General features: G+C 49.4%; 14 protein-coding genes. 7 read left to right on the top strand and 7 right to left on the bottom strand.

All coding sequences use genetic code 11. From position 1 onward, the window contains the following. Nucleotides 1–83: 83 nt before the first annotated feature. Nucleotides 84–962 carry a LysR family transcriptional regulator gene (locus HH196_RS06450; protein WP_169451331.1) on the top strand — a complete coding sequence of 293 codons (879 nt, stop codon included), beginning with the start codon at nt 84–86 and terminating at the stop codon, nt 960–962. 50 nt (nt 963–1,012) lie between these two features. Further along, the gene (locus HH196_RS06445; protein WP_169451330.1) at nt 1,013–1,957 is read left to right on the top strand and encodes a ketopantoate reductase family protein; all 945 of its coding nucleotides are present in this window, start codon (nt 1,013–1,015) and stop codon (nt 1,955–1,957) included. 22 nt (nt 1,958–1,979) lie between these two features. Here HH196_RS06445 and HH196_RS06440 read toward each other — a convergent pair whose 3' ends face one another. The 7 genes from HH196_RS06440 to HH196_RS06410 form a co-directional block, all read right to left on the bottom strand. Further along, nucleotides 1,980–2,168, bottom strand: coding sequence for a hypothetical protein (locus tag HH196_RS06440; RefSeq protein WP_169451329.1), 189 nt, complete (start codon nt 2,166–2,168; stop codon nt 1,980–1,982). A 53-nt stretch (nt 2,169–2,221) separates the two neighbouring features. After that, complete coding sequence (locus HH196_RS06435; RefSeq protein WP_169451328.1) at nt 2,222–3,766, bottom strand: cryptochrome/photolyase family protein; 1,545 nt, start codon at nt 3,764–3,766, stop codon at nt 2,222–2,224. Further along, a complete protein-coding gene (locus tag HH196_RS06430) occupies nt 3,763–3,906 on the bottom strand; it encodes a DUF2256 domain-containing protein (RefSeq protein ID WP_169451327.1) in 144 nt (47 codons plus the stop codon). The genes HH196_RS06435 and HH196_RS06430 overlap by 4 nt, the downstream gene beginning before the upstream one ends. Beyond that, entirely contained in the window at nt 3,906–5,219 is a 1,314-nt protein-coding gene (locus HH196_RS06425; protein WP_169451326.1) for a DASH family cryptochrome, read from the bottom strand. Before HH196_RS06425 ends, HH196_RS06430 begins: the two co-directional genes overlap by 1 nt. Before the next feature lie 49 nt (nt 5,220–5,268). Then, nucleotides 5,269–6,231, bottom strand: a complete 963-nt coding sequence (locus HH196_RS06420) for an SLAC1 anion channel family protein (protein WP_169451325.1) — start codon at nt 6,229–6,231, stop codon at nt 5,269–5,271. 42 nt (nt 6,232–6,273) lie between these two features. Further along, on the bottom strand, nt 6,274–6,984 hold the full coding sequence (gene tsaA / locus HH196_RS06415) for a tRNA (N6-threonylcarbamoyladenosine(37)-N6)-methyltransferase TrmO (RefSeq protein WP_169451324.1): 711 nt from the start codon (nt 6,982–6,984) through the stop codon (nt 6,274–6,276). Nucleotides 6,985–7,100: 116 nt separating this feature from the next. Then, nucleotides 7,101–7,793, bottom strand: a complete 693-nt coding sequence (locus HH196_RS06410; RefSeq protein ID WP_169451323.1) for a ComF family protein — start codon at nt 7,791–7,793, stop codon at nt 7,101–7,103. A 93-nt stretch (nt 7,794–7,886) separates the two neighbouring features. On the opposite strand from HH196_RS06410, the gene bioB reads away from it, so the two are divergent. Genes bioB through bioD form a run of 5 tightly spaced genes read left to right on the top strand, consistent with a single transcriptional unit; the run spans nt 7,887 to nt 12,291 of the window. Continuing rightward, nucleotides 7,887–8,936 carry a biotin synthase BioB gene (gene bioB / locus HH196_RS06405; protein ID WP_169451322.1) on the top strand — a complete coding sequence of 350 codons (1,050 nt, stop codon included), beginning with the start codon at nt 7,887–7,889 and terminating at the stop codon, nt 8,934–8,936. Nucleotides 8,937–8,938: 2 nt separating this feature from the next. Continuing rightward, nucleotides 8,939–10,147 carry an 8-amino-7-oxononanoate synthase gene (gene bioF / locus HH196_RS06400; protein ID WP_169451321.1) on the top strand — a complete coding sequence of 403 codons (1,209 nt, stop codon included), beginning with the start codon at nt 8,939–8,941 and terminating at the stop codon, nt 10,145–10,147. Further along, complete coding sequence (locus tag HH196_RS06395) at nt 10,140–10,844, top strand: alpha/beta fold hydrolase (protein ID WP_169451320.1); 705 nt, start codon at nt 10,140–10,142, stop codon at nt 10,842–10,844. Before bioF ends, HH196_RS06395 begins: the two co-directional genes overlap by 8 nt. A gap of 2 nt (nt 10,845–10,846) precedes the next feature. Next, a complete protein-coding gene (bioC, locus tag HH196_RS06390; RefSeq protein WP_169451319.1) occupies nt 10,847–11,614 on the top strand; it encodes a malonyl-ACP O-methyltransferase BioC in 768 nt (255 codons plus the stop codon). Then, the gene (gene bioD, locus HH196_RS06385) at nt 11,611–12,291 is read left to right on the top strand and encodes a dethiobiotin synthase (protein ID WP_169451318.1); all 681 of its coding nucleotides are present in this window, start codon (nt 11,611–11,613) and stop codon (nt 12,289–12,291) included. Before bioC ends, bioD begins: the two co-directional genes overlap by 4 nt. Nucleotides 12,292–12,306: the final 15 nt, after the last annotated feature.

Here is a 12,306-nt window from a genome sequence, read left to right as displayed (position 1 = left end):
TAGGCCAGATCAAAATTGAAGCAACAAGATAAAATATTTAATGTATGATGTATCAAAATTGATATATCAAACAGGTGAAACCTATGGGGCAAAAAACATTCAACTGGGAAGATGCGCGATACTTCTTAGCCGTTGCGCGAAGTGGTACCTTGGGTCGCGCAGCTGAGCAGCTTAATGTCTCGACCATTACGCTCTCTCGCCACCTCTCTTACTTGCAGCAGAGAACAGGTAGTGCACTCTTTGTTCGACACTCCAAGGGGTTAACTCTAACCGATGAGGGTGGGCGTCTTATGGAGTATCTTGAGCGTGCTGAAGCGGAGATTGAAGCCGCCGGGGAGATCTTTGGCTCTGATTCTAGCTCTGTTACCGGTACGGTGCGAATCGCAGCGCCAGAAGGATTTGCGATTCGAGTCCTGACACCCAAGCTGAGGTTATTGTCGGAGTTACACCCTGACTTACGTGTTGAGATAGTTCCACAGTCACGAGGATTCTCTCTCTCAAGACGTGAGGCGGATATCGCCGTGATGGTAGGTAAGCCTAGTGAGCCGAAGTTGGATGCGCAGAGATTAGGTAGCTATTCCCTAGGGTTGTTTGCATCTCAAGAGTACCTTGATAGGTGGGGCGCACCCGCTTCGATAGAGGAGTTAGGAGCACATCGTCTGGTGGGCTATGTCGAAGATCTGCTCTTTTCAGAGAAGCTCAACATACCTAAGGCTGTTTTTAATGGCTGGCAGTCGCAAACTGCTATCTATTCGCCGATTGGGCAGGTCGAGGCTGTAAAAGCAGGACTTGGTATCGGGATGTTGCATCGTTTTTTGCTGGCGCCCGATCACAATCTAGTGCACCTTCTACCGGAAGCGGATCGTGAGCGTGAGTTCTATCTGGTATACCATCAGAGTACAGAGCGTATTCCACGTATTCGTGCTGCGATCGATTTTCTCTCGCAGTTGACGACTGAGTAAGTGGTCTCAGTATATGTTTGAGTTGCGATTGACTGTTTTTGGAGTCTGATATGAATGATGTGATGATTGTTGGTGCCGGTGCCTTAGGAACCTTTGTGGGGGCTCGCTTGGCTGAGGCGGGCTTCGCCGTTCAGTTGCTCTATCGCTCTGCAAGCAGTGCGCTTAAGGTGAAGCTCGAGGGTGTCACTATAGAGGCTGAGGGCGCCCCGGTTACCGTTTTTCCAGATGCTGTGACTGCCGAGAATGCAACGCCAGCGCGTTATGTCATGGTGTTTACTAAAACCTACCAGAGTGAAGAAGCACTTCGTTCTATATTGCCAGTTCTTCAGAAAGATACCGTGCTGGTCTCATTACAAAACGGTTTGGGTAATGGTGAACGGCTGGCCGGCATTGCGGACCTGCCCGTTGTGCACGGTGTAACTATGATTCCAGCTACCTTGGTGCAACCAGGGTATGTTCGCTCGAAAGGCTTTACTGACACCTGGTTGGGTGCTTTAGATTCGAGTAATCCGTTAGCTGAAAGTGCGGCGCAAACACTGGCCGAGATGCTGGTGAAAGCGCAGATTAGCGCTGAAAAAGTGGCTGATCCGTTGGCGAAAATTTGGCAGAAGGCGTGCTTCAATGTCGCGATGAATGGCATCTGTGCACTCTCGGATGGCGGCCCAGGTCTGGTACACGACACTCCCTACCTAAAGGCGCAGGCCCACGCTTTGGCTGATGAGGCCGCAAGTGTTGCAAAAGCTTTGTCGATAACCATTGACGAAGAGGCGCTTCACAATTTGATTGATACAGCCTGTGCTGCCCATCGTTTCCATCAGCCTTCGATGTTGCAGGATATCCGCGCTCAGCGGCTAACGGAGGTTGACTCATTGAATGGCTTTATCGTGGAACGAGCTCAGGTGCTTAACCTTGCGGTACCGAAAAACGAATTGATGACCGGTCTCTTGTTAGGTCGTCAGTACGCTCCGGAGTTTTGGCAAACGCAGGGTAACTAAACTCGCACTCTGCACAAAAAGGTTACAGTTGTTTCGGGAAGGTGATTATTAGACGCCAGAGGGTGTAGGCAAACAGAGCAGTGGCAACCACGCTCCAAATACCCCCATTCCAGACAAACCACTCTAGCAGTGTCCAACCAAAACAGAAGCCTACTGTGAGATAGCGGCGCAGTGGGCTTTTGAAAAACTCTAGATCTGAATCTTTAATCATTGTTTTGTCTATCTTTGAGGTAAAGTCGAAGTATATCGGCTTTTCAAACGGCGCTACAGTTCGTTGAGCGTATCAAGATAGTTTGCGGCCTGCTGCATTATTGCGGCGCGTTCAGCTTCAGGTTTCTTGTCCCAGTTTCTGTAGACCATGGCCGTGCGAGGATTATTTGCAAAACGCCCTTTATGGCGCTCATGAAAGTGCCAGTAGAGTGAATTGAAAGGGCAGCTTCGATTGCCAGCGCGCAGTTTTACATCATAAAAGCAGCTTTTGCAGTAGTCGCTCATACGGCTGATATATTGGCCAGAACCTGAATAGGGTTTAGACGCGAGCAGGCCGCCATCAGCAAATTGGCTCATGCCACGGGTGTTTGGCATCTCAACCCATTCAATGGCATCTATGTAGACCCCTAGATACCATGCATCGACCTGGTCTGGATCTATGCCGGCGAGTAGGGTGAAGTTGCCTATCACCATCAGGCGCTGAATATGGTGTGCGTAAGCGTAATCTAGCGATTGGCCAAGACTCTGCTCCATACAGCGCATCTTGGTTTTACCACTCCAGAAGTAGTCCGGTAGATCTCTATCAGCCTCAAGGGCGTTGAGGGTTGGATACTCGGGCAGGTTGATCCAGTAGATACCGCGAACAAACTCTCGCCACCCTAATATCTGACGAACAAAACCCTCTATTTGAGCTAGGTCTATCAACTCTGGGTGAGCACGGAACTCCGCTATAGATCGCTCTATTACCTGTGCTGGTGAGATCATTTTAGCGTTTAGCGCAAACGAGAGTCTTGAGTGGTAGAGACTCCATTTATGCTCAGAATTGGCTGTCATTGCATCTTGGAACTGCCCAAACAGGGGTAAGCAGTGGGTGCAGAAAAACTCGAGCAGTTGCAGCGCCTCTTTACGGGAGGTGGGCCAGACCAGCTGATCGCCGATTTCACCAAAATGGCTAATCTTGTGTCGTGCTAACCGCTCTAGTACAACCCGAGTCGATTGGCTGAAGCAGAGCGGTTGAGGGATCTTCTCCAAATCTGCCGCTTTAAGTGCTTTGCGATTTTCACTATCGAAATTCCAGCGCTCGCCTTCGGGCTCACCGTTGTGCATGAGGTAGCCGTAGCGCTGGCGCATGCGGCGATAGAACGCCTCCATCCTAAGAGAGCGTTGCGGCTTAAACTCTTTGCTGATCTCGTCAAAGGGGAGTAGGAAGTGTTCTGTGTCCACCTCACGAAGCCCAACACCTGCAGGCGCTTTAAGATTTCGCAACTGCTCCAAAAGTCGAATCTCATCGGGGCGTTGAAACTCTATCTGTTCAATCTGGTGTTGTTGGCAGAGAGCAAGAATGAGTTGTTCAAGGGATTCGAACTCTGCTGTTTCATCCAGGGTTAGGTGAACAACCTGGTGCCCAGCATCGCTAAGTGCTTCAGCAAAGCGTTGCATCGAAATAAAGAAGGCGACAATTTTCTGCACGTGGTGCTTCACATAGCGTTGCTCTTGATGCAGTTCAGCGATCAAATAGAGGTGGTCGCTGTTTCTCTCTCGGTACCAGCTATGTTGAGCATTGAGTTGGTCACCCAGAATCAGTCGCAGTGTTCTCATCGACTCTTTTTCGCCTCGCGTTTACAGCGTTCAGAACAGTATCGTACCTGAACCCAATCACGAGCCCACTTTTTGCGCCAATTGAAGGGGCGTTGGCAATGTTCACACTCTTTTGATGGGAGCGTCTGTTTATGATGCATCAACGACCTCCCTCTTGCGTGGGCCAGATTGGATCGCCGTAGTAGTCAAACTGATCTGTGCTCTGACAATCCTTATTGCCTTGCCAGGTCTCGATAAATAGGTGTTCGGGATCGTAAATTTCGGTCTGCTTTTCCAGATTAAACTGTCTATGACCTCGAGGGTCTGCTCCGACACCGGCGAGGTACTGCCAATTTCCCCAGTTACTTGCGATATCGAAATCGAGTAACTGTTGTTCAAAATACTCAGCCCCATAGCGCCAATCGATAGCAAGTTCATGCACAAGGCAACTAGCTACAAGTTGGCGAGCACGGTTTGACATATAGCCTGTTGCCTTAAGCTGTTTCATTGCCGCATTAATGATCGGGTAGGGTGTGTGCCCCTCACGCCAAGAGCGAAATCGCTGGGTATAATAACTGGTGAGTGGGTTGCGATTGTGTGGTCCTTTAAATGCGTACAGGCGCTTGCCCCATCGGTGTGCATACCACTGAAAGTACTCACGCCATAGGAGCTCGAATTTAATCCAGTAGGTCGATTCGTTGGCCCCGTTTTGGGATTCATACTCGCGGAGTCTTGCTATGACGCGTCTGCATGAGAGGGCGCCGGTAGCTAACCAAGGGCTTAGTTTTGTTGAACTTGGCCAATCATCGAGAGCGTTTCTGGTCTCTTTGTAACTCAGCGGTGCATCGCTACTCAAATAGCTCTCTAGGTGAGCTAATGCTGCAACTTCGCCCCCGTGAAAACCTTCTGAGGGCTCTACCGGTGTGATTCTATCTTTATGGTAGATAGGTGGTGGCAAGAGAGAGGGTGCACTAATCGGTAGATCGATGGCCAGCTCCTCAACTCGCTTTCTAAATGGCGTAAAACTCTTATCAATATCGGTGATAGCAAAGGGTAGCTGCGCCTCACTAAAGAGTGTGGCTGTCTCAATCACGACTATCTGAAGATGAGGGAAACGTGATGCGATCTCCTTGATCGCCTGTTGTTCATAAATGCCTGTATGCCTTGAGGTGACAATTTTATCGATTGAGTGTTGCTGAACCAGCTGGGTTAGGGACTCTAAGTAGTCGCCTTCAATAGAGTGAAGGCATTGGCCAAGTGTCGATAGCTGTTGGTCGAGCGTCGTGATTGTCTGCTCTAAAAACCTAGCTCGATGTGTGCCCAATTGCTTCTCGCCAAGATGAAAGAAGTGCTCGGTTTTTGGGTCTTGAATGTAGATGCAGTGAAGCTTGGAGTCATCTTCGACCGCTTTGAAAACAGCGTTATCGTCGAGTCGAAGATTATTGCTAAACCAGAGCAGAGAAGATTGGGACACAGGTAATTCCTTAACTATGTCCCTGTTACGGAAAAGTTGGCCGATTCGATCATTCCGGCTGTAGAAGTGCCCCTGTGATCAAACCACGAATGGTTTTAAATACCAGCAGAGCTAGCAACAGTGAAAGCACAGTGAGTGAGAATAGACTGAGCGTGTGGAAGAAGAGAGAGTTACTGTGCAGTAGCATCATCTCAGTACCGATCGTAAAAGCAGCTAAGGGGAATGAGTAGGCCCACCAGCTCACAAAGAATGGCAGTTTTCTAAAGCGCGGTAACTGCACAATCATCAGTAGAATAAGGAAGAGCGATGAGTAGTAGAGAATGTGTGCAAAGTTATCGATGCCACCATTCAGTTTTACATAAGCCACAAATCCGACAGCAGGCGGTGCAATCATTATAAATAGCGTTGGCTGTAAGCGCTCAGGGATAGCATCGTGGAAAATAATTCGGTTGAAGACTAAGGCTTTCAAAATAACCCAGTAGAAGATGCCGACTGAGAAAAAGAACCAACTCACCTCGGTAAAGCCAAGTTCAACGCCTGCAATGGGTGCGATGATGTTACCCACAATTGGAATGAACCAAGCCGGCGTGGTGTGTTGTACTTGCCAACGAGAGTGGTTAATCCACTGATTCATTAGATATAGAGTGAGGGTGATCTGAATTAGCGCTCCAAGTCCCCAGATAAAGGTTGCCAACTGGGTCATACTGTCTGCAATGGCTACCGCAATTAACATTAAACCGATTGAGAAGGCGGGAAAGAAGCTGATCTTAATAGGGTGCATAAACTCAGCGATCACCTCATTTGGATGGCGACGCATTTTGAGTAGATAGCTAATCGCAAGGCTGGCGAGTGTCACAGCAGTGAATACCAGTAGCACCTGCCAAACAATATCTGAAACGCCTAGTGCTTCCGTCGCTTTTCGCCAAGCTAGGGTAAGACCTGCAAGCCCCATCACTGTCGCAAATAGTGCAACAGGCATGTGTGCAAGGCGAGATTGGATGTCACTACTCATGCTTAAGTATCTCCAGTGGTTTTTCTGAGTGGGTAGATCATATCAGAGCGATCGCGCGATGGGCTTGATATCTATCACTTCGATAGCGACCTCGCTGATTCTAAATTTCACATTGTGAGAGGCGAGCTCAACACCGTAAATGCGAAGCTCATCGCGTTGATAGGCTGGACGAGGATCCTGCTTTAGCACCTCGCTAATCAGAGAGGACAACTCATCAGCTACCCGCTTTTCTAAGCTGGTAATAAATCGCTGGGCCTGATCCAAAAAATTGACGGGCAGGTTCAGGGCGTGTGGCTGCTCCATACCTGGGTATTGCGCCTCTGCAATACAATCCGCATAGGGGATGTAGGGCTTGATATCGATAATCGGGGTGCCGTTGATTAGATCTGCTCCAGAGATCACCAAGCGTCTTTTGGTGCCTATGGTCTCAACCGATTCGAGTTTCACTGCGGATAAACCAAGTGCATTGGGCCGATGTGTAGAGCGAGTTGCATAGACGCCAAGCTTCTCATTGCCACCAAGGCGTGGTGGGCGAGTGAGAGGTTTCCAGCCAGCTTTTGCCGTTTCGCTAAAGTGAAAGATCAGCCAGAGATGTGAGCACTGCACTATTCCGCGCAGCGCGTCGGGGTCGTTATAGGGCTCTACCAGCTCAATGTATGAGCGAACTGAGGGGGCAAGCCCTGGTTGGCGTGGCGCACCAAACTTCTCACCAAACGGGCTTTGTATGTATCCAATAGGTTCAATTTCGAGCATGGCGGTCTATATCAGATCTTAGTGATTCGATTATGGCCGCTTCGTCCCGATTTGTCAGTGTTTAGGATTGTCAGTGTTTAGGATTGTCAGTGTTTGGATTTGACTGTGAAGGGGTTTTAGTAAGGCGTACGGCAGAGTGTCAGGGCGATAATCTCCTTACTCCCCGCTAATTTTAAAGCCCTGCTTGCAGCGTTTAGCGTGGCTCCGGTGGTGTGGATGTCGTCAATCAGAATCACGCGTTCAGGGACTGTTCCGCATACCTGATAGGGTAGCTCCAAGTTCTTGAGTCGCTCGGTGCGTTTAAGGCCCGCTTGGTGTTTTGTTTTAATCGGCTTCTTTAGTGCTCTGCTGATCCCAAGGCCACTCTTTTGCGCGAGTTTTTTGACGAAGATCTCTGTCTGATTGAATCCCCTAATCACCTGGTCTATCGGGTGCATTGGGATCGCCATGATAGTAAACCGATTATCTAACTCCCATCTGGATAGAAACTCGTCGGCTAGTAGTTCTCCCATCCAGTTCAACTGCTCCGGGTTTTTACCCTGTTTAATTTGATGAAATAGACTGGGAAGTGGGAAGCGATAGAGTAGTGGAGCAAATGCTTGATCAAATACCGGTGATTGATTTTTGCAGCTATCGCATGTGCTTGCGTCTGTTGTCAGGGGTATTGCACAGCGTCTGCACTGTTTAGCGTTGCGGTGTAGGTTGCTATTACAGCTTGAACAGATTGGTGATCCATCCTCTTTAGGGAGATCACAGAGCGGACAGAATTGGTTGTTTAGTAACCACTTGTAAACGTCGGATATATTCATAAGTTGACAGCATTCCCTGCTGAGTTAAGATGCGCACATCGTTTTTGCTACTTCCTGTAGCCTCAAGATTCAGTCTAGATAGAGACCCAAAAAATGCAAAATGTTGTGAATGAGAAAAAGGTTTGGTCTAAAGAGGAGATTCAGGCGTTATTTGACCTCCCTTTTAATGATCTCCTATTCAAGGCGCAGACGGTGCACCGTGAAAACTTCAACCCGAATGAGGTTCAGGTCAGCACGCTACTCTCTATCAAAACGGGATCTTGTCCAGAAGATTGTAAGTACTGCCCGCAGAGTGCGCATTACGATACGGGTCTTGAAAAACAGCGACTGATGGAAGTAGAGGCTGTCCTCAATAAAGCGAAACAGGCTAAAGAGACAGGTGCGACCCGTTTCTGTATGGGCGCTGCTTGGAAACATCCTACTGATCGCGACATGCCATATATCCTTCAGATGGTTCGCGGTGTTCGTGAGATGGGTCTTGAGACCTGCATGACGTTGGGGATGTTGAAGCCAGAACAGGCCGATGAACTGGCTGAGGCGGGTCTAGATTACTACAACCATAATCTTGATACCTCGCCTGAGTTCTACGACAAAATTATCACAACGCGCAGCTACCAAGATCGTCTAGATACGCTCCAGCATGTGCGTGACTCAGGTATGAAAATCTGTAGCGGCGGTATCCTAGGCATGGGTGAAACGGTTAACGACCGTATTGGTCTGCTTCAGCAGCTTGCTAACTTGCCAGTGCCGCCAGAGTCTGTGCCTATTAATATGCTTGTTAAGGTTGATGGGACACCGCTTGCCGAGGTGGAGGATTTGGATCCACTTGAGTTTGTTCGCAACATCGCGGTCGCGCGTATCCTGATGTCAAAATCTCACGTACGTCTATCTGCTGGTCGTGAGAGTATGAGTGATGAGTTGCAAGCGATGGCGTTCTTTGCCGGTGCAAACTCGATTTTCTACGGTGAGTGTCTACTGACGACACCAAACCCAGAAGCTCACCGTGATCTTCAGCTCTTCAAACGTCTGGGTCTTCGTCCGGAACAGCGTATAGAAGAGGATGATTCAAGCCAGGCTGCACATCTTCAGCAGAAGATTCAGAATCACCAAGATAATCAGAAGTTTTACGACGCGAGTCACTGAGTATGATGCTAGACCAACTCTTGCAGCCGGCGCTGCAAGAGCGAGAAGCGGCATCACTCTATCGTCGTCGCCGAGTTATTGAATCAACTCAGGGCCCTGAGGTGGTTGTTGAGGGTAAGTCCTATTTGGGATTTTGTTCTAACGACTATCTTGGTCTGGCGGCTGACCCGCGTATATCCAAAGCGTTCATCGCAGGCGTGGAAAAATTTGGTAATGGCAGTGGCGCATCGCATCTCGTATTGGGTCACTCGGCTGCACACCATCAACTTGAAGATGCCCTTGCTGAAATGACCGGTCGCGATCGTGTTCTGCTCTTCTCAACAGGCTACATGGCCAACCTTGGCGCACTCAGTGCACTGGTTGATCGTGGTGATTTGGTGTTGGAAGATCGCCTTAATCATGCCTCTCTTTTGGATGGTGGTCTGCTCAGCGGTGCTAAATTTAAACGTTTTCAGCATGCTGATGTCGCCTCTGCAGAACAACAGCTGACAAGTGATGATAGTGGTCGTCGAATTCTCGTGACTGATGGTGTTTTCAGTATGGATGGCGATATCGCGCCCCTTCCGGAACTTGCTGAACTCTGTCAAAAACAGAACGCACATTTAGTAGTTGATGATGCACACGGTTTTGGCTGTTTGGGTGCGAAAGGTGCTGGTTGTGTGGAGCAGTTTGGACTATCACAGCAGCAGGTTCCTGTATTAATCGGAACGCTGGGTAAAGCAGCTGGGACCGCTGGCGCCTTTGTGGCGGGCAGTGAGACGTTAATTGAGTATCTGATTCAATTCGCACGTCCCTATATTTACACCACAGCGATGCCGCCTGCTGTTGCTGCAGCAACGCTTGAGAGTCTTAAAATTATCGAGTCAGAGAGCTGGCGTCGTGAACACCTTAAGAGTTTGATTACGCGTTTTCGTGAAGGTGTTTCAGCACTTGGCTACAACTTGATGGATTCAGATACAGCGATTCAGCCAATCCAGATCGGTGAATCTGCGCTGGCCATGTCACTGAGTCGCGCACTTGAAGGTGAGGGGCTGTTTGTTGGGGCGATTCGACCGCCGACGGTTCCACAAGGGACTGCGCGCCTGCGCATTACACTCTCTGCAGCCCACACCGAAGCGCAGGTTGATCGACTTCTTGCTGCCTTGGAGAAGCACCGAGGTTTGTTGGATGGATTAAATACTCAAAAACTGCAGAGGTCTGCGAGTGTCTAAACCGGTTTTAGCCTACCTCACAGGTTGGGGCGTGCGTGGGGATCTTTTAGGTCGCTGGCTTGAGTGTTTCTCTGATCGCTTCGATCTTTGTCCAGTCAATGTGCCAGATCTCGAAGCTCAACGGTTGCTGACACCTGACGAACGTTCTGAATTGCTTGCCCAGCACGTTTCAGCTCCTGCGATCTGGGTTGGCTGGTCATTGGGTGGTGAGTTCTTGCTTGACCTTGAAACCTTTCAACCAAACGCTGTTAAGGGGATGGTACTCCTTGCCAGTAATCCACTCTTTGTTGAGCAGGCCGATTGGCCAGGTATGCCTCAAGAGACTTTTACTCAGTTTGTTGAGAGTTACCAGCAGAATAGTGCCAAAACGCTGCAGCGCTTTGCTTCGCTGCAGGTGGCAGGTAGTCAAGATCCCAGAGCCTTGCTCCGAATTGTGAAAGATAGTCTCGAGGAGCCAACTGAGCTTTTGGGGCAGTTGCTTGCTGAGTTGGCTCGAGATCGTCGAGCTGAGTTTGCCGCCCTTGTAAAACCACATTTAATGCTGTTTGCTGCAGGTGATGCGTTGGTTCCTAGTCAGGTTTCAAAGCTTTGTTCGGGTACGCTGATTGCGGATTCATCCCATCTTCTTTTTGTCGATCAGCCGGATTTGTGTCAGGTGGCAGTTGATGATTGGCTCGCTGCGGAGGCGTTGTATTAATAATGCCTTATCGTGACAAACGTCTAGTTGCCGCCTCGTTTAGTCGTGCTGCCTCGAGCTATGATCAGGTTGCGGGGTTACAGCGACGTATTGCCGACCGGCTTCGCAATTGGCTTACTGATGAAAATCACAATCTGGTTGTCGATCTGGGTTCCGGTACCGGTTATGCCAATAGCTGGTTGAACCCGTTGGCAAAACTCCTGGTCAACCTAGATCTTGCTGAAGGGATGTTGCACTTCGCAAAATCACAATCGAACCGAGGGTTATTTGTCGCGGGTGATGCTGAGCAATTGCCGTTGGCTTCGAACTCAGTTGATCTGATCTGGTCGAGCCTTGCGCTTCAGTGGAGTGAACAGCCTGAAAAACTGTTCAGTGAGTTGTATCGAGTGACTAAGCCTGGAGCGCGAATACTTATTGCGACTCTGGGGCCTCAGACCTTACATGAGTTGCGTGCTGCATGGCTGCAGGCTGATAAGCATCAACATGTTAATCAATTTGCAGACATTGACCACTGGCTAAAGCTGGCCGAAGGTTTTGATCTGGTTCGCCATGAACAGGTTGATGAGGTTGAAGAGTATCAGGAGCTGCGTCAGCTACTTCGTGAGTTGCGCGATCTTGGTGCTCATAATGTCAATCCCGAGCGTCGTCCTGGCCTTGGTGGTCAGAGTTCATTACGAGCAATGTATGCGGCCTATGAGGCTATGCGTAAGGGCAATGGTAAGTTGCCTGCGACTTATGAAGTTCACTATATGGAGTTAAGACGTCGATGAAACAGCGCTTCTTCGTAACTGGTACCGATACTGATGCGGGAAAAACACTGGTTAGCAGTGCACTGCTTCATCTCGCTACTGCTTCAGGTAAAGGGACTATAGGGCTTAAACCCGTAGCTGCCGGTTGTGAATTAATTGAGGGTGAACTTCGAAATGCTGATGCGCTAGCCTTGATGGCTGAGTCATCGATTGAGTTGAGCTACTCGCAAGTAAATCCTATTGCTCTAGAGCCGCCTATCGCACCGCATATCGCTGCTGTGGATGCGGGTGTTCGAATCTCAGCAGATCGCCTGCAGGCATACATCAATGGTGCACTAATGCGTAAATATGATTTTGCGCTTGTTGAAGGTGCTGGCGGATGGCGGGTTCCATTGAATGATCGTGAATCCCTAGCGACCCTTGCTCAGTTACTGCAGTTCCCGGTGATTGTCGTTGTTGGAATGAAGCTTGGCTGTATCAATCACGCGCTGTTAACCGTTGAAGCGATACGTCGAGATGGTCTGCAGATAGCCGGTTGGGTTGCCAACACTATAGATCCAGAGATGTCTGAATTTGATCGTAACTTGGCATGGTTAACGCAAGTGATGCCGGCGCCGTGTCTGGGCGTGATTCCCCATCTATCAGAGCCGCTAGCGTCAGAGGCGGCTGCGCATCTGGATATTACGCTGCTAGATTGAGTTGATTGAAGGGCT

It is taken from the genome of Marinobacterium sp. LSUCC0821, from assembly GCF_012848475.1.
Lineage (GTDB): Bacteria > Pseudomonadota > Gammaproteobacteria > Pseudomonadales > Balneatricaceae > Marinobacterium_E.
The sequence above is the reverse complement of the archived record's forward strand: the minus strand, read 5'-3'. Positions and strand labels throughout refer to the sequence as shown.